Source organism: Bradyrhizobium sp. 22 (assembly GCF_000482425.1).
Classification (GTDB): domain Bacteria; phylum Pseudomonadota; class Alphaproteobacteria; order Rhizobiales; family Xanthobacteraceae; genus Bradyrhizobium; species Bradyrhizobium japonicum_B.
In genome coordinates this window covers 520,406-537,660 of the sequence record NZ_KI519399.1, presented here as the reverse complement: position 1 = coordinate 537,660, position 17,255 = coordinate 520,406, and the positions used below count along the sequence as shown (strand labels likewise).

General features: G+C 66.8%; 11 protein-coding genes. 8 read left to right on the top strand and 3 right to left on the bottom strand.

Features of this window, described 5'->3' with window-relative positions; genetic code table 11:
* The first annotated feature begins 105 nt into the window (after nt 1-105).
* The 8 genes from K410_RS0103875 to K410_RS0103840 all read left to right on the top strand — a co-directional run bounded on the left by K410_RS0103875 (nt 106) and on the right by K410_RS0103840 (nt 13,821).
* Nucleotides 106-2,610 (top strand): sensor histidine kinase, encoded by a 2,505-nt coding sequence (locus tag K410_RS0103875; RefSeq protein WP_028133620.1) that lies wholly within the window; start codon nt 106-108, stop codon nt 2,608-2,610.
* Nucleotides 2,607-4,139, top strand: a complete 1,533-nt coding sequence (gene tsaE / locus K410_RS0103870; RefSeq protein WP_028133619.1) for a tRNA (adenosine(37)-N6)-threonylcarbamoyltransferase complex ATPase subunit type 1 TsaE — start codon at nt 2,607-2,609, stop codon at nt 4,137-4,139. The genes K410_RS0103875 and tsaE overlap by 4 nt, the downstream gene beginning before the upstream one ends.
* Nucleotides 4,140-4,226: 87 nt before the next feature.
* A complete protein-coding gene (locus tag K410_RS0103865) occupies nt 4,227-4,544 on the top strand; it encodes a PilZ domain-containing protein (RefSeq protein WP_028133618.1) in 318 nt (105 codons plus the stop codon).
* Between the two features lie 118 nt (nt 4,545-4,662).
* Nucleotides 4,663-5,385, top strand: coding sequence for a nucleotidyltransferase family protein (locus tag K410_RS0103860; protein ID WP_028133617.1), 723 nt, complete (start codon nt 4,663-4,665; stop codon nt 5,383-5,385).
* Nucleotides 5,386-5,627: 242 nt separating this feature from the next.
* Entirely contained in the window at nt 5,628-8,774 is a 3,147-nt protein-coding gene (gene addB / locus K410_RS0103855) for a double-strand break repair protein AddB (protein ID WP_028133616.1), read from the top strand.
* Nucleotides 8,768-12,277, top strand: coding sequence for a double-strand break repair helicase AddA (gene addA, locus K410_RS0103850; protein WP_028133615.1), 3,510 nt, complete (start codon nt 8,768-8,770; stop codon nt 12,275-12,277). The genes addB and addA overlap by 7 nt, the downstream gene beginning before the upstream one ends.
* A gap of 69 nt (nt 12,278-12,346) precedes the next feature.
* Nucleotides 12,347-12,667, top strand: coding sequence for a thioredoxin (gene trxA, locus K410_RS0103845; RefSeq protein WP_007598398.1), 321 nt, complete (start codon nt 12,347-12,349; stop codon nt 12,665-12,667).
* A gap of 146 nt (nt 12,668-12,813) precedes the next feature.
* Nucleotides 12,814-13,821 (top strand): ATP-dependent DNA ligase, encoded by a 1,008-nt coding sequence (locus tag K410_RS0103840; protein ID WP_028133614.1) that lies wholly within the window; start codon nt 12,814-12,816, stop codon nt 13,819-13,821.
* A gap of 150 nt (nt 13,822-13,971) precedes the next feature.
* Here the strand turns inward: K410_RS0103840 and K410_RS0103835 are convergent, their stop codons facing one another.
* The 3 genes from K410_RS0103835 to accD all read right to left on the bottom strand — a co-directional run bounded on the left by K410_RS0103835 (nt 13,972) and on the right by accD (nt 17,123).
* Nucleotides 13,972-14,712 carry a metallophosphoesterase family protein gene (locus K410_RS0103835; RefSeq protein WP_028133613.1) on the bottom strand — a complete coding sequence of 247 codons (741 nt, stop codon included), beginning with the start codon at nt 14,710-14,712 and terminating at the stop codon, nt 13,972-13,974.
* 129 nt (nt 14,713-14,841) lie between these two features.
* Nucleotides 14,842-16,185, bottom strand: a complete 1,344-nt coding sequence (locus K410_RS0103830) for a bifunctional folylpolyglutamate synthase/dihydrofolate synthase (RefSeq protein WP_028133612.1) — start codon at nt 16,183-16,185, stop codon at nt 14,842-14,844.
* A complete protein-coding gene (gene accD / locus K410_RS0103825; protein WP_028133611.1) occupies nt 16,182-17,123 on the bottom strand; it encodes an acetyl-CoA carboxylase, carboxyltransferase subunit beta in 942 nt (313 codons plus the stop codon). The genes K410_RS0103830 and accD overlap by 4 nt, the downstream gene beginning before the upstream one ends.
* Between the last annotated feature and the right edge of the window lie 132 nt (nt 17,124-17,255).

The window sequence follows — 17,255 nt, the reverse complement described above, 5'->3', positions numbered from 1 at the left end:
TTACCGGCGGAGTCACGGTGAGGGTATTGTCTTTTGATTCGCGCGCGACGGGGGTCGCCGCGCGCAAATTCGTGCGGTCTTGAACTCCGCGGTCTTGGGGCAACTATGTCAGGCGTGATCGGGTCGATGCGTCGGACGCTGCTGTCGTGCACATCGCTTGCGCGCAACGGCTTGTTGGGAGGCGCTCTCGCAGCGCTGCTGCCGGCTGCGCCGGCCGAGGCCGCCGACCTCATCGAAACCCTCTCCATCATACTGGATTTCAACCGGCAGGAACTCGCGGTGCTCGCCACCGCGCTGGCCCTGCTCGGCTTCTCGGTGATGGCCGCGATCCTGTTGATGCGCACGCGGGTGCGCACGGCGAAGAACGAGGCGCGGCTGCGGGCCCGAATCGGTGAACTCCAGCTCCAGGCCGACCGCTTCGGCGCGCTGCTGTTCGCCGAGCCGCAGATTCTGATCTCCTGGCCGGCTGGCGACAATCGCGCCCAGATCTCCGGCGACATCTCCATGGTGCTGCCGCGCGATTCCTCGCCGCAACGCGTGCTCGCATTCGGAACCTGGCTGCCGCCGGAACCCGCGCTGCAGATGGACCACGCGGTCGACGCCCTGCGGGACCGCGGCGACGGGTTCCAGCTGACGCTGAGCACTGCGCACGGCCATACGCTGGAAGCGATCGGCCGTGCCATCGGCGGCCAGGCCATTGTCCGGATTCGCGAGCTCTCGGGGCTGCGGCGCGAGCTGGCCGAGACCCATCTCCGCTACAATGCGCTCTCCGACGAGACCGAGATGCTGCGCGGCTTTGCTGCCGCCGCACCCTGGCCGATCTGGGCCAAGGGCGAGAACGGAGCGCTGACCTACGCCAACCCGGCCTATGTCCGTGCGACCGAGGCGAACAGCGTCGCCGACGCGCAGGAGCGCAAGCTCGAGCTGCTCGACAGCGCCGACCGCAGCGCGATGGAGCGGGGCCTGAAGGAGGCGGCCAATTTCAACGCGCGGCTGCCGATCGTGATCGGCGGCGAGCGCCGCATTTACGACGTGCGCGCCGTCAATGTCGGCAGCGGCAGCGTCGGCGTTGCCATCGATGCCAGCGAGGCGGACGGGCTCAGCGCGGCACTGGTGCGGATGGCGGAGGCGCATCGCCGCACGCTCGACCAGCTCTCCTCCGGCGTTGCCGTGTTCGACGGCCAGCGTCGCCTTGCCTTCTACAACGATTCCTATCGGCGGCTGTGGGACCTCGACCGCAGCTTCCTCGACGCCCATCCGGACGATTCCAGCGTGCTCGATCAGCTCCGCGCCGCGCGCAAGCTACCGGAGCAACCGGACTTCCGGGCCTGGAAGGCCAAGCTGCACGAAGCCTATCGCGCGGTCGAGACCGCGAAGGAGACCTGGTATCTCCCCGACGGCCGCGCGCTCTCGGTCGTCACCACGCCGAACCCGGAAGGCGGCGTCACCTATCTGTTCGACGACGTCACCGAGAGCCTCGACCTCGCCCGCCGCTTCGACGGCCTGATCCGCGTCCAGCGCGAGACGCTGGACAGCCTCGCCGAGGGCGTCGCGGTGTTCGGAAGCAACGGCAAGGCGCAGCTGTTCAACCCGGCCTTCGTCCGGATGTGGAAGCTGTCGAGCGATGCCATGCGCGACGAGCCGCACATCCAGACTGTGGAAGGCTGGTGCCATCAGCTGTTCGACGACCCCGCGGTGTGGCGTCAGATTCGCGAGGCCATCACCTCGATCGAGAACCGCGCCGACGTCCCGCTCAAGCTGGAGCGCAAGGACGGCAGCGTGCTCGACGGCATGATCCGGCCGCTGCCCGACGGCGCAACCATGCTGACGTTCCAGGACATCACCGACACCGAGAACGTCGAGCGCGCGCTGCGCGAGCGCAACGAGGCGCTGGAGGCCGCAGACCAGATGAAGGTGGATTTCGTCCACCACGTCTCCTACGAGCTGCGCGCGCCGCTCACCACCATCATCGGCTTCGCGCATTTCCTCAGCGATCCCTCGACCGGGCCGCTGACGCCGAAGCAGGCCGAATATCTCGACTACGTCACCAAATCGACCAATGCGCTGCTCGCGCTCACCAACAACATCCTCGATCTCGCCACCATCGACGCCGGCGCGATGAAGCTGGAGCTCGGGCAGGTCGACGTCAGCAAGGCCATCGAGCTCGCTGCGGAGGGCATCCAGGACCGGCTCGCCACCGACCGCATCCGCCTCAAGGTCGAGATCGCGCCCGATGTCGGCAGCTTCGTCGGCGACGAGAAGCGCGTGGTGCAGGTGCTCTATAACCTCCTCGCCAACGCCGTCGGGTTTTCCCCACAGGATTCCACCGTCGGCATCAGCGCGCGGCGCACCGAGCGCAGCGTGGTCTTCACCGTGACAGATTCCGGCCCTGGAATACCTGCCGACATGAAGGACAAGGTGTTCAACTGGTTCGAAAGCCGCTCGCAGGGCTCGCGTCACCGCGGCGCCGGGCTCGGCCTGTCGCTGGTGCGCTCCTTCGTCGAGCTGCATGGCGGCAAGGTGCGGGTGGATTCGATCGTCGGCCGCGGCACGGTCGTGATCTGCGATTTCCCGACCGACCAGGCGGCGCATCGCGACGCCGCCGAATGACAGAACCCACCAAGCTCTCCGTCGCGCTCCACAACGAGACGGCCACCGCGCAATTGATGGCCGACCTCGCGCTGCTGGTCGGCCCCGGCGACGTCATCACGCTCACCGGCGATCTCGGCGCCGGCAAGACTGCGGCGGCGCGCAGCCTGATCCGCTACCTCGCCGGCGACGAGGAGCTGGAGGTGCCGAGCCCGACCTTCACGCTCGTGCAAGGCTACGAGCTGCCGTCCTTCCCGGTGCTGCATGCCGATCTCTATCGGGTCGAGGACGAGAGCGAGCTGGAGGAGATCGGGCTTTCGCCGCTGCCCGATGCCACGCTGGTCCTGATCGAATGGCCGGAGCGCGCGCCGTCGGCGATGCCGCAGGACCGCATCGACATCGCGCTGACGCACCGGCATGCGCTGGGATCGAACGCACGCGCCGCCGACATCACCGGCTCCGGCAAGGGTGCGGCCGTCGTTGCGCGGTTGAAGGCATTGCGCGAATTCCTCGACACGTCAGGCTACATGGATGCGACGCGCAGACGCATGGCCGGCGATGCCTCGACCCGCTCCTACGCGCGGCTGCTGCGCGACGACGAGAGCGTCATCCTCATGAACTCCCCGCAGCGCCCCGATGGCGCTGCACTCTACAACGGAAAATCCTACAGCGCGGCCGTACATCTCGCCGAGAATGTCACGCCCTTCGTCGCCGTCGACGAAGGCCTGCGTGCGCAGGGACTCTCGGCGCCCGCGATCCACCATTTCGACCTCGATCATGGCTTCCTGATCTCGGAGGATTTCGGCAGCGAAGGCGTGATCGAAGGCGATCCGCCGCGCCCGATCGTCGAGCGTTACGAGGTCGCGACCGACGTGCTGGCGGCGCTGCACGGCAAGACGCTGCCGGAAACGCTGCCACTCGACGGGCAGACCTATGCCATTCCCGTCTTCGACATCGAGGCGATGCTGATCGAGATCGGGTTGATGCCGGAATGGTATCTGCCCGACCGCAACGCAGCGCTGAGCGAAGCGACGCGCGCGGAGTTCTCCGCGATGTGGCGCGAGCTCTTGAAGAAGCCACTGGCGGCACCGCGGACCTGGATCATCCGCGATTATCATTCGCCCAATCTGATCTGGCTCGGCAATCGCACCGGCATCGCGCGCGTCGGCGTGATCGATTTCCAGGATGCCGTGCTCGGGCCGCAATCCTACGACGTGGTGTCGCTGCTTCAGGACGCCCGCATCGACGTCCCCGAAAACATCGAGCTGACGCTGCTGTCGCGTTACATCAAGGCGCGCCGTGCAGCCGATGCCGGTTTTGATGCGGCCGGCTTCGCCGAGCTCTACGCCATCATGTCGGCGCAGCGCAACACGCGCCTGCTCGGCACCTTCGCCCGCCTCAACCGCCGCGACGGCAAGCCGCATTATCTGCGTCACCAGCCGCGGATCTGGACCTATCTCCAGCGCTCGCTGGCGCACCCCGCGCTGGGCGCCTTGCGCGACTGGTATCTCGCCAACGTCCCGCCGCCCCAAAGTCCGCCACACGTCTAATTCGTGGCCCGATTTACCGGCCGTTAGCCAAGATGTCGCTATTCTGGCGCCGAGGGAGCCGGGAAACTACGGGCTGGAGCAAGGCAGATGGCGGCGAAAGCGGATCAGCGCGGCAACAGCCGGGTTATTTTCGAGCGCGGGATTCCGGCCCAGATGATGGGGATCGACGGGACCTGGCGGCGCGATTGCACCATGGAGGACGTCTCAGACAGCGGCGCCAAGCTGACCATCGACGGCTCGGTCGAGGGCCTGCATCTGAAAGAGTTCTTTCTGCTGCTGTCGTCGACCGGCCTGGCCTACCGGCGCTGCGAGCTTGCCTGGCTCAATGGCGACCAGATCGGCGTCAATTTCCTCAAGGTGGGTGAGAAGAAGAAAAAGGTCCGTTCCGCAGCCGTCGGGGCATGACGGCAACACCTGTCGTACAACCGTCACGGCCGGTGGCTAAGGCGGTCGAGATGCGGTGCGGCTGTTCGAACCTCGTGTTAGGATTGTTGCGAACACGAAAGGTCTGAGAAGGCGAAGGATGTCCGTCAAACCGACCAAAGCCATGGTGCTCGCCGCGGGATTCGGCCTGCGCATGCGTCCGTTGACGGACAAGATGCCGAAGCCGATGGTGCCGGTGGCCGGCCAGCCGCTGCTCGACCACGTGCTCGACAAGCTCGGCCAGGCCGGCGTGACCGAGGCCGTGGTCAACGTGCATTACCTGCCGGACCAGATCATCGATCACGTCGCATCGCGCCAGCATCCGCGCGTGACCATCTCGGACGAGCGCGACCAGGTGCTCGGCACCGGCGGCGGCGTGGTCAAGGCGCTGCCGCTGCTGGGCGATGAGCCGTTCTTCCACGTCAATTCCGACACGCTCTGGATCGACGGCGTGCGCTCGAACCTGACGCGGCTCGCTGAAAATTTCGACCCCGCGCGCATGGACATCCTGCTGCTGATGGCACCGACCGCGACCAGCATCGGCTATAGCGGCCGCGGCGATTACGGCATGCTGCCCGACGGCGCCCTGCGCAAGCGCAAGGAAAAAGAGGTCGTTCCGTTCGTCTATGCGGGCGCGGCGATCCTGTCGCCATCGATCTTCGAGGGCGCGCCGAAGGGCGAGTTCTCGCTGACCAGGATGTTCGACCGCGCTAACGAGCAGGAGCGGCTGTTCGGCCTGCGCCTCGACGGCGTCTGGATGCATGTCGGCACCCCCGATGCCGTCCATGCTGCGGAAGAGGCGTTCCTGGAGAGCGTGGCGTAAGACCGCTCTCTTGTCCCGGACGCGGTGCGGCGCGAAGTGCCGCTCCGCAGAGCCGGGACCCACTCCATCCTCACTCGCGGAAGGCAGACTGGGCCCCGGCTCAGCAGCGCATCACTGCGTGCCGAGCTGCATCCGGGGCACGAGAGCTGTGAGCCCGCGAACAGCGGGGACTATCTCCCCTCCACCCATGACCATTTGATCCCGCCTCCCTATATTGCCTGATCTTCCGAATCAGGCAGCTCATGCGCGTCTTCAGCGTTCCCATCTCAGTTCCGTTCCTGCGCACGGTCGTCACGGCCCTGCTCGAGGGTCGCCTGGTCGAGGGCTTCGAGGCGCGCAAGGAACCGGCGCGGCTCGCCGATGCCACGCTGTATCTGCCGACGCGGCGCGCCATGCGCGTCGTCCGCGAGATCTTTCTCGACGAGATGAAGGCCGACGCAGTGGTGCTGCCGCGCATCGTCGCGCTCGGCGACATCGACGAGGACGAGCTCGCTTTCGCCGGTGAAGGCGAGCAGTTTTCCGGCACGACGCCGCTCGACATTCCGCCGCGGCTCGACGAGCTCGAACGGCGACTGACATTGGCGCAGCTCGTCGCGGCCTGGGCCAAGGGTCCGGTGCTGGCGCCGCTGGTGGTGGGCGGGCCCGCCTCGACGCTGGCGCTCGCCGGCGACCTCGCGCGCCTGATCGACGATATGGTCACGCGCGGCGTTGACTGGAACGCGCTCGACGGACTCGTGCCTGACAATCTCGACCGCTACTGGCAGCACTCGCTCGAGTTCCTGCGCATCGCACGCATCGCCTGGCCCGGTCATCTCGCCGAAATCAACCGGATCGAGCCGGCGGCGCGGCGCGATCTCCTGATCGCGGCGGAAGCCAAACGGCTGACCGCGCATCCGAACGGGCCTGTCATCGCGGCGGGGTCGACCGGCTCGATGCCGGCTACTGCGAAATTCCTGCACGCCGTCGCGCAGCTAGCCCATGGCGCCGTGGTGCTGCCCGGCCTCGACACCGATCTCGACGAGGATTCCTGGCGAACGATCGGCGGCGTGCGCGATGCGCTCGGCAAGTTCGCGGAGCCTCCGGCCTCGAACCATCCGCAATATGCCATGAATGCGCTGTTGCAGCGCTTCGGCATCAAGCGCAGCGACGTCGAGATCCTTCAGCCGCCGGCCGAAGGCGGCCGCGACCTGCTCGCCTCCGAATCGATGCGGCCCTCGGCCAAGACGGAAGTCTGGCACGACCGGCTGAAGCAGCCGGATGTCGCCGCAAAGATCGCCGGCGGCATGACGAGGCTCGCGGTCGTCGAAGCCCCTAATCCCGAAATGGAAGCCCTCGCCATCGCAATTGCCATGCGCGAAGCGAGGCATCTCGACAAGACGGCGGCGCTGGTGACGCCCGACCGTGCGCTGGCGCGACGAGTGATGGCCGCGCTCAGCCGATGGGGTCTCAGTTTCGACGATTCCGGCGGCGACGTCCTGATGGAAACCTCCGCCGGAATCTTCGCACGCCTTGCCGCAGAGGCGGCGACGAAGGGATTGGAGCCGCCGACGCTGCTGGCGCTGCTGAAGCATCCGCTCTGCCGGCTCGGCCGCGCGCCCGGCGCGTGGAAGGCGGCGATCGAAGGCCTCGAGCTGGCTGTGTTGCGCGGCACGCGGCCGCCTGCCGGCACGGCCGGTCTCCTGCGCGAGTTCAATCGCTTTCGCGAGGAGCTTGCCAAGCTGTGGCGCGGCGAGGCCTCCGCGCTGCACCGCGCCGAGCCGCGCGCACGTCTCAAGGCCGAGGATCTCGATCGCATCCAGGGCCTGATCGATGCCCTGCAAAAAGCGTTGGCGCCGATCGAGAGCATGGCGTCATCGAAGCCGTATGACTTCGCCGAGCTCGCGCACCGGCATCGCGAGATCATGATCGAGCTGGCACGCGACGAGCAGGGCATCCCGCTCGCCTTCGAGGACCGCGAGGGCCTCGCGCTCGCCAGCGCCTTCGACGATCTCCTGCGCGGTGGCACGACCAGCAGATTGATGGTGCAGCTCGCGGACTATCCGGACGTCTTCCAGACCGCGTTCAGCGATCGCGCGGTGCGGCGGCGTGACAAGCCCGGAGCGCGCTTGCAGATCTACGGTCCGCTGGAATCGCGCCTGATGCAGGCCGACCGCATCATCATCGGCGGCCTGATCGAAGGCGTCTGGCCGCCGGCGCCGCGCATCGATCCCTGGCTGAGCCGGCCGATGCGGCATGAGCTTGGGCTCGACCTGCCGGAGCGCCGCATCGGCCTCTCCGCGCACGACTTCGCGCAACTGCTCGGCGGCGACGAGGTGATCCTCACCCATTCCGCCAAGGCCGGCGGCGCACCGGCGGTGGCTTCGCGTTTCCTGCACCGGCTGGAGGCGGTCGCGGGGGACGATCTCTGGACGGCGGCGATCCAGGCCGGTGAAAAATACGTGCAGTTCGCGGGCGCGCTGGACCAGCCCGACAAGGTCGAGCCGATCAAGCAGCCCGAGCCCCGGCCGCCGCGCGCGACGCGGCCGCTCAGGATGTCGGTCACCGCGATCGAGGACTGGCTGCGCGATCCCTACACGATCTACGCAAAGCACATTCTGCGGCTGGATGCGCTCGATCCGGTCGACATGCCGCTGTCGGCGGCCGACCGCGGCTCGGCGATCCATGAGGCCATCGGCGAGTTCACGGAACACTACGCGACGCGCCTGCCTGATGATCCCGCCCGCGTGCTGCGTGCGATCGGCGAGAAGCATTTCGCGCCGTTGATGGAGCGCCCCGAGGCGCGTGCGCTGTGGTGGCCCCGGTTCCAGCGCATCGCACGCTGGTTCGGCGAATGGGAGATGGCGCGGCGGGATGCGATCGAGGCGATCATGGCCGAGACTCGCGGCGAGATATCGATCCGGCTCGACAATGCCCGCACCTTCCATCTGTCCGCGCGCGCCGATCGCATCGAGCGGCGCCAGGGCGGCGGCTATGCCATCCTCGACTACAAGACCGGGCAGCCGCCGACCGGCAAGCAGGTCCGCATGGGCCTGTCGCCGCAGCTGACGCTGGAGGCGGCGATCCTGCGCGAAGGCGGTTTCCCGGATATCGACGCGGGCTCGTCGGTGAGCCAGCTCGTCTATGTCCGCCTCAGCGGCAACAATCCGCCGGGCGAAGAGCGCATTCTCGAGCTCAAGTACAAGCAGGGCGACGAGCCGCAGCCGCCGGATACGGCGGCCACCGAGGCAAGGGCGAAGCTAGAGGCGCTGGTCCGTGCTTTCGAGGACGAGAACCAGCCCTACACCTCGCTGAACCTGCCGATGTGGGCGAACCGCTACGGCACCTATGACGACCTGGCCCGGATCAAGGAATGGTCCGCGGCCGGCGGATTGGGGATCGAGGAATGGTGAAGGCGCCCCGCCCCATCCCGGATGAAGTGCGCGCGCGGCAGGCGCGCGCTTCGGATCCGACCGCCTCGGCTTTCGTGTCGGCCAATGCCGGCTCGGGCAAGACCCACGTGCTGGTGCAGCGCGTGATCCGCCTGTTGCTCTCAGGCGTGCCGCCGGAAAAGATCCTCTGCATCACCTTCACCAAGGCCGCCGCCGCCAATATGGCCGAACGCGTGTTCACCACGCTCGGTCATTGGGTGACGTTGGATGACACCGCGCTCGACGCTGCGATCCGCGCCGTCGGCATCCCGCATCCCAATGCAAAGCTGCGCCGCGACGCGCGAAAACTGTTCGCCTGCGCGCTGGAGACGCCGGGCGGCTTGAAGGTGCAGACCATCCACGCGCTGTGCACGCGCCTGCTGCAGCAATTTCCGTTCGAGGCCAACGTGCCGGCGCGCTTCGCCGTGATTGACGAGCGCGACCAGAATGACATGATGGAGCGCGCCAATCTGAAGGTGTTGCTGGAGGCCGCGCGCGATCCGGACAGCGTCACCGGCCGCGCCTTGTTGACCGCGATGGCGAGCGCCGCGGACGTCACCTTCAAGGAAGTCGTGCGCGAGGCCTGTCTCAGCCGCGATCATTTCATGGCCTGGACCGACGAGGCCGGCAACGCGGAAGCCGCCGCGGCGCAGATGGCGACTGTGTTGGGCGTCGATGCAAGCGACCGCATCGAGGACGTCGAGACGGAGATTCTCGACGGGCCCTATTTGCCGCGATCGCGCTGGGAGGCAATTGCCCATGCGCTAAGAGAAGGCACCAAGTCGGATCAGAAGCAGGCAGACCGTCTCCATGGAGCGACTGCATTTAGCGGCAGCGCGCAGGTAGACGAATATCTTACCGTTTTTCTCACAGAGAAGCTTGAGCCGCGCGACTCTCTGGTAACCAAGCAATTTGAGAAGTTGAATCCGTCTATCGCACGCCTGTTTGATAATGAGGCGCAACGGCTCGAAGCGCTGATCGAGAAGCGCCGCGCCGTGACCATGCGCGACCGCACCGCGGCCCTGCTGCATATCGCAACCGCCGCTGCCGCAAATTACCGCCGCGAGAAGCAGGAGCGCGGCCTGCTCGACTATGACGATCTCATCGACAAGACGCTGGCGATGCTCGACCGCGTCGCCTCGGGCTGGGTGCACTACAAGCTCGACCGCGGCGTCGACCACGTCCTGATCGATGAAGCCCAGGACACCAGCCCCCGGCAATGGGACATCGTCGCCCACATCATCTCCGAGTTCACCGCCGGCGAAGGCGCGCGCGAGGGGCTGAACCGCACGGTGTTTGCGGTCGGAGACGAGAAGCAATCGATCTTCTCGTTCCAGGGCGCGGCGCCGCATGAATTCGACGCGCGCCGGCGCGAGCTGCACCGCAAGTTCACCGCCGCCGGGTTGAAATTCGATCCTGTCGCTTTCACCTATTCGTTCCGCTCGGGCGCCGCGATCCTGCGCTCGGTCGACCACGTCTTCCGCGATCCCCAGATCTACAAGAGCATCCATTCGGTCGAGATCGGCCATCCCCTGCATCATGCGCTCGCCGATGCCGGTCCCAGCGTGATCGAGCTGTGGGATCTTGCCGAGGCCGATGACCGGCAGGACATCGAGGGCTGGCGCGCCCCGTTCGACGGCGTCGCCGTAACCAGCCCCGAGGTCAAGCTCGCGCGCCGCATCCAGGCCGAGATCAAGCGGCTGGTCGAAAGCGGCACGCTGACGGGACACGAAGGCGAGCGCCGGCCACTGCGCTACGGCGACATGCTGATCCTGGTGCGCCGGCGCGGCAATGCGTTCGACGCCGTGATCCAGGCGCTGAAGCACGCAGGCGTCCCGGTCGCCGGCGCTGACCGGCTCAAGCTTACCGAACATATTGGCATCATCGATTTGATGAACCTGGCCGATGCGCTGCTGCTGCCGCAGGATGATCTTGCACTGGCGGTGGCCCTGAAGAGCCCGTTGTTCGGGCTCGACGACGACGACCTGTTCCAGCTGGCCAATGGCCGCAAGGGATCGCTGCGCCGCGCGCTCGGCGAGCAGGCAGCTGGAAGCGAGAAGTTCGCGACCGTGTTGCGCCGCCTCGAAGCCTGCGAGATGCGCGCGCGCGATGAGACGCCGTTCGCGTTCTACGCCTGGCTGCTCGGGGGCGACGGCGGCCGGGCCCGCATCCTGCGCCGGCTCGGTCACGAGGCCAACGACGCGCTCGACGAATTCCTGGAGCTGGCGCTGAATTACGAGCGCAAGGCGCCGGCCTCACTGCAAGGCTTCATGGCCTGGCTGCGCTCGGCTGACACTGAAGTGAAGCGCGACATGGAGATCTCGCGCGACGAGGTGCGGGTGATGACGGTGCACGGCGCCAAGGGCCTCGAAGCCTCCGTCGTGTTCATGGTGGACACCACGTCGTCGCCCGCGGATTCCCAGCGCCTGCGCCTGATTCAGGTGCCGCGCGGCAATGGCGGCGAGGTGGTGGTCTGGGCCGGGCGCAAGGCTGACGATCCCAAGCCGGTCGCCGAGGCGCGCAAGGCGATGATCGAGGAGACCGAGGACGAATATCGCCGCCTGCTCTATGTCGCGATGACGCGCGCGGCCGACCGCCTGATCGTCGGCGGCTGCATGCCCGGCAACATGAAGACGGTCCGCAAGCTGAGCTGGTATGACCTGGTCGACACCGGCCTCGCCGGCTCGGGCCTGGACAAGCAGGTGATCGAGACGCCGCTCGGCAAGGTCACCCGTTTCGCCCGCCCGGAGGATGTGGCGGCCTTGGGCATGCCGGCGGCGTCCGTGCAGCAGACGATCGCGCTGCCCGACTGGCTGCGAACGCCGGCACCGCGCGAGACCGTCGACGATGACCTGGTCCGCCCGTCCGGTCAGCCGGCCGAGGAGGGCCGCAGCGTACGCTCCGGCGAATCGGTGCAGTCCCGCGCGCTGGCGCTGCAACGCGGCACGCTGGTGCACCGTCTGCTGCAATCGCTGCCCGATATCGCCACCGAGCGCCGGCGCGAGGCGGCACTCGGCTTCATGGCGCGCAATGCCTCGGACTGGAGCGAGGCCGACCGCGCCGCCCTGGCCGACAAGGTGCTCGCCTTGATCACCGAGCCGCGCTTTGCGCCGGTCTTTGCCGCCGGCAGCCGGGCCGAGGTCGCCATCGCCGGGAGGCTGGAACGGCCGGGCCGACCTCCGGCCTTGGTGTCCGGGCAGATCGACCGGCTGGTCGTTGGCCCGGATGAGGTCTTGATCGTCGATTTCAAGACCAACCAGGCCGCGCCCAGGAGCGCCAGTGAGGCGCCCGCGGCCTATGTGCGGCAGTTGGCGCTGTACCGGGCGGTGCTCTCGCGACTTTATCCCCAGACCCCGATCCGGGCCGTCCTGCTTTGGACCGAGACCCTTGAATATATGGAGATTTCAGCCCCCGCGCTGGACGCGGCGCTGGCATCCCTTCATCTCGGCGTGAGCGTCCTTGACCCGGCAAGGGGCCGTTCATAGGTTGACGCCATGATCCCCGGCGCGATTCCAGGTCGCGCCGATTCTCTTTCAACCGAACGAGGTATTCCCATGGCCGTTGGCAAGGTTTCCGACACTGATTTCGAAGCCGAAGTGCTCAAGGCGAACGGCCCTGTCGTCGTCGATTTCTGGGCCGAGTGGTGCGGCCCGTGCCGCATGATCGCGCCCGCCCTCGACGAGATCGCCGGCGCGATGGGCGACAAGGTCAAGATCGTCAAGCTCAACGTCGACGAGAGCCCGAAGACCGCCTCGAAGTACGGCGTGATGTCGATCCCCACCCTGATGATCTTCAAAGGTGGCGAGATGGCCTCCCGCCAGGTCGGCGCGGCGCCGAAGGCGAAGCTGCAGCAGTGGATCACCTCGGCGGTCTGATCCACCTGCGATCAGGAATATTTTCGACAACGGCCGGCGAAATGCCGGCCGTTCTGCGTTGATGGGACGTGTTCAGCGTATGACGAGTCCCGCCCTTGCCTGCTCCTCCCGCAAAGCGCCCCCGACGATCGACCTCGCTTGTCGCGATGGAGGCGCGGTCGGTCGACGAAATCCCGCGCGGCAAGGAGTGGCAGTACGAGCCGAAATGGGATGGCTTTCGCTGCCTGCTCTCGCGCGACGGCAGCGTCGTCGATCTGCGCTCGAAATCCGGCGAGGACCTCGCACGCTATTTTCCCGAGATCGTTTCCGCCGCGCTGCAGCTGAAGGCGGATCGTTTCACGCTCGACGGTGAGCTCGTCGTGCCGCACGGCAAGGGCTTTTCCTTCGACGCGCTGCTGCAACGGATCCATCCTGCGGCAAGCCGCGTGAAAAAACTCTCGCAGGAAACGCCGGCCCTGTACCTCGCGTTCGATCTGCTTGCGACGGCTCGGGAGAAAGGCTTGTCGGAGAAGACGCTGAACGAGCGCCGGCCGGTGCTGGATGCCTTTGCGAAAGCCAACCTCAAGGGTAGCCCCTTCCGCCTTTCGCCAGCGACGACAAGTTACGCCACGGCCAAGAAATGGCTGGCGCAATCCGGCGGTGGCTCGGACGGCGTCATCGCCAAGCGCATCGACCTGCCCTATCAGGCCGGAAATCGCGACGGCATGCAGAAGATCAAGAAATTCCGCAGCGCCGATTGCGTGGTCGGCGGCTTCCGCTATGCCAGCAACAAGATCGCGGGCCGAAAAGTGGTCGGCTCGCTGCTGCTCGGGCTCTACGACGCCAAGGGCATGCTGCACCATGTCGGCTTCACCTCGGCGATCAAGGCGGAGGCAAAGCCTGATCTGACCGACCGGCTGGAGGCGCTGATCGGCGAGCCTGGATTCACCGGCAATGCGCCGGGCGGGCCGAGCCGCTGGTCGACCGAGCGCTCGGCGAAATGGTGTCCGCTGAAGCCGAAGCTCGTGATCGAAATCTGCTACGACCATTTCAGCGGCGAGCGCTTTCGCCACGGCACCTCGATCCTGCGCTGGCGTCCCGACAAGGCCCCGCGACAATGCACATTCGAGCAGCTGACGCAGAAGGCGGCGGATCCGATGAAGCTGTTGAAGTAGCGTGGTCTCGTGCCCCGGACGCAGCAGCGCTTCTTCAGCGTTGCGCTGCAGAGCCAGGCCCATGTCGCGGCAAATGTGCTCTGTCACTCCTGGATCCCGGCTCTGCGGCTCATCGCTTGCGCGATGCGCCTTGTCCGGGACACGAGAGGTTTACTTGATCCATCCCGTCGCGAGCGCGTTCGCCAGCTCCGGCTGCCCATTGCGGCGCGCCAGTGCCGCCATCGTCTCGTGATCATACGCGACGTGGCGGAACGTGACCTGCCAGGCACCGTCCACCAGCTCGAGGATCGCATAACGCGCGTGCGGCGTGCCGGCTTCGACGACATGTGGATACGGATGCTTGTCGCGAAAGCCGGGACTGCCGACGCTGCCGGGATTGACGATCAGCCGGCCGTCGCGCAGGCGCACGGCACGGGCGAGATGGGTGTGGGCGCAAAGGATCAGCGATTGCGTGAGTCCCTGCGCGAATGGTTCGATCCGGTCCAGCGGCGACAGCGCCACCGTACCGTCGGGATGCACAATGTCGAGCCAGTAGACCTCGTCACTCTCAGGCGTTGCATGGCAGAGAAACACCTGGTCACGGAATATCCGTGTCATCGGCTGCGCGCGCAGCCAGTCGAGCTGCGCGGCATCGAGCGCTTCAAAGGCGGGACGATCCCACGAGCCCATCTTCTCCGACGGACGGTCGAGCAGATAGCGGTCGTGGTTACCGAGCACATGCACGGCATCGAGATTCATCAGGATCTCGATGGTGCGGCGCGCATCGAGCGGGCCGCTTACCATGTCGCCGATATTGACGATGGCGGTGATGTCCAGCGCGCGGATGTCGGCGAGCACCGCCTCCAGCGCGAGGTAGTTTCCGTGGACGTCGGCGATGGCGGCGAAACGCATTGTTGTTATCCCTGCTCTCGTGCCCCGGACGCAGCGCAGCGCGTCTTCCGCGGTGCGCTGCAGAGCCGGGGCCCATGTTTGCGGCATTCTGGGTCCCAGCTCGCGCTTCGCGCGTCCGGGACACGACAACTATGCAGGCGGCGTGCCGTTGATGGCGAGCACGTGGCCGGCCAGATACAGCGAGCCGGTGATCAGGATACGCGGCGGCACCTCGTAGGCCAGTTTCGCCAATGCACGCAGCGCGGCCTCGATTCCGGGCGCGATCTCAACGCGCATGCCGAGGCTGCGCGCGGCATCCGCGAGGCGGTCCACGGGCATCGCGTTCTCGGTGTCGGGGATCGGCACCGCGATGATGTGACGGGTGAGGCCGGCGAAATTGGCCAAAAATCCTTGCGCGTCCTTGTTCGCCATCATGCCGGCGATGACGACCAGCGGCCGCGACACCCGCTCTTCGAGATCGCCGAGCGCGGCGGCTGCGACGCGGCCGCCTTCGGCATTGTGGCCGCCGTCGAGCCAGATTTCCGAGCCGTGCGGACCCCAGGACAGCAGCTCGCCCGAGGTGATGCGCTGCATCCGCGCCGGCCATTCGGCACCGACAATGCCGGCCTCGAACGCGGCGTGGCTGACCTTAAGATCGGGGATCGCGCGCAGCGTCGCGATGGCGAGGCCGGCATTGGCGAATTGGTGGCGGCCGAACAAACGCGGCGCCGGGAGGTCCATCAGGCCGCGATCGTCGGAATAGACCAGACGGCCGCGCTCGACATTGACGTGCCAGCTCTCGTTGGCGGCAATCAGCGGCGCACGCATGCGCTTGGCTTGCGCCTCGATCACGGCCATGGCTTCCGGCGCCTGCTCCGCGCAGATCACCGGCACGCCGCGCTTGATGATCGCGGCCTTCTCGCCGGCAATCGAGGTCAACGTCTCGCCGAGAAAGTCCATGTGATCCATGCTGACGGGCGTGATCACGCACGCCGCCGGAGCGTCGATGACGTTGGTCGAGTCGAGCCGGCCGCCGAGGCCGACTTCGAGCAGCACCACGTCGGCCGGGTTCTGCGCGAATAAATGAAAGGCGGCTGCCGTCTTCAGCTCGAACAAGGTCGCGGCTTCGCCGGCATTGACACGCTCGACTTCTTCCAGCGCCGCACGCAACTCCTCGTCGCCGACCAGCACGCCGCCACCGAGGCGGCCGAGCCGAAAACACTCGTTGATGCGGACGAGATAGGGCGAGGTATAGGCGTGGACGCGCAGGCCCGCGGCCTCCAGCGTCGCGCGCAGATAGGACAGCGTCGAGCCCTTGCCATTGGTGCCGGCGATGTGGATCACCGGCGGCAGCTTGCTTTCAGGATGCCCGATTCGTTCGAGCAGCCGGTGCATCCGCTCAAGGCCCAGATCAATGCGCTTCTGATGCAGGACCGACAGCCGCCCGATCAACTCGCCGAGCGGCGTCTTCGTGCTGTCCGGAGACGCGTTCACGCGTGGGGCGCAGCCGGCGCCGTCTCAGCGGCCGATACGATCTGTGCCGGGCTGGTGGCAGCCTGCGTCGGCTTCGATGCGCCCTCCTGCGCCGGCGCCTTGGTCAGCAGGCGGCAGAGCCGCGCCAGGGTCGGGCGCAGCTCATGCCGATGCACGACCATGTCGACCATGCCGTGCTCCTTGAGGTACTCGGCGCGCTGGAAACCCTCGGGAAGCTTTTCACGAATGGTCTGCTCGATCACGCGCGCGCCGGCAAAGCCGATCAGCGCGCCGGGCTCGGCGATCTGCACGTCGCCCAGCATCGCGTAGGACGCGGTGACGCCGCCGGTGGTGGGATTGGTCAGCACGACGATGTAGGGCAGCTTGGCCTCACGCAGCATCTGCACCGCGACCGTGGTGCGCGGCATCTGCATCAGCGACAGGATGCCCTCCTGCATGCGCGCACCGCCGGATGCGGCGAACACGATGAAGGGCGAGTTCTTCTCGACCGCAAGCTCCATCCCGCGCACGATGGCCTCGCCCGCGGCCATGCCGAGCGAGCCGCCCATGAAGTCGAAATCCTGCACGGCGACGACGACGGCCGAGCCTTCGAGCTTGCCGTAGCCGACCTTGATCGCGTCGTTGAGATTGGTCCGGGCCCGCGCATCCTTGATGCGGTCGACATATTTCTTCTCGTCGCGGAACTTGAGCGGGTCGGGTGTCACCTCGGGCAACGCGACGTCGAACCAGGTTTCGTTGTCGAAGATCGACTTCAAGCGCGCCACGGCGCCCATGCGCATGTGGTAGTTCGAGCCGGGGATGACGAACTGGTTGGCCTCGACGTCCTTGTAGAACACGAGCTGTCCGGAATCCGGGCACTTGATCCAGAGATTCTCCGGCGTCTCCCGCCGCAGCATGTTGCGGATCTTCGGCCGGACCACATTGGTAAGCCAGTTCATGGTTTGCTCCGATGTGCGAACCCGCGGAGGGCCGCCTGAAAGGATATATGGCGGCCGGACCTCCGCCCGGCAAGCCGCCGTGTCGTCCGCGTTAGAGCATGATCCGGAAAAGTGTGAAGCGGTTTTCCGACA

Excerpts from the sequence above, each read along its gene's own strand:
- K410_RS0103875 (WP_028133620.1), top strand. The coding sequence starts at position 106 with ATGTCAGGCGTGATCGGGTCGATGCGTCGGACGCTGCTGTCGTGCACA.
- tsaE (WP_028133619.1), top strand. The coding sequence starts at position 2,607 with ATGACAGAACCCACCAAGCTCTCCGTCGCGCTCCACAACGAGACGGCC.
- K410_RS0103865 (WP_028133618.1), top strand. The coding sequence starts at position 4,227 with ATGGCGGCGAAAGCGGATCAGCGCGGCAACAGCCGGGTTATTTTCGAG.
- K410_RS0103860 (WP_028133617.1), top strand. The coding sequence starts at position 4,663 with ATGTCCGTCAAACCGACCAAAGCCATGGTGCTCGCCGCGGGATTCGGC.
- addB (WP_028133616.1), top strand. The coding sequence starts at position 5,628 with ATGCGCGTCTTCAGCGTTCCCATCTCAGTTCCGTTCCTGCGCACGGTC.
- addA (WP_028133615.1), top strand. The coding sequence starts at position 8,768 with ATGGTGAAGGCGCCCCGCCCCATCCCGGATGAAGTGCGCGCGCGGCAG.
- trxA (WP_007598398.1), top strand. The coding sequence starts at position 12,347 with ATGGCCGTTGGCAAGGTTTCCGACACTGATTTCGAAGCCGAAGTGCTC.
- K410_RS0103840 (WP_028133614.1), top strand. The coding sequence starts at position 12,814 with ATGGAGGCGCGGTCGGTCGACGAAATCCCGCGCGGCAAGGAGTGGCAG.
- K410_RS0103835 (WP_028133613.1), bottom strand. The coding sequence starts at position 14,712 with ATGCGTTTCGCCGCCATCGCCGACGTCCACGGAAACTACCTCGCGCTG.
- accD (WP_028133611.1), bottom strand. The coding sequence starts at position 17,123 with ATGAACTGGCTTACCAATGTGGTCCGGCCGAAGATCCGCAACATGCTG.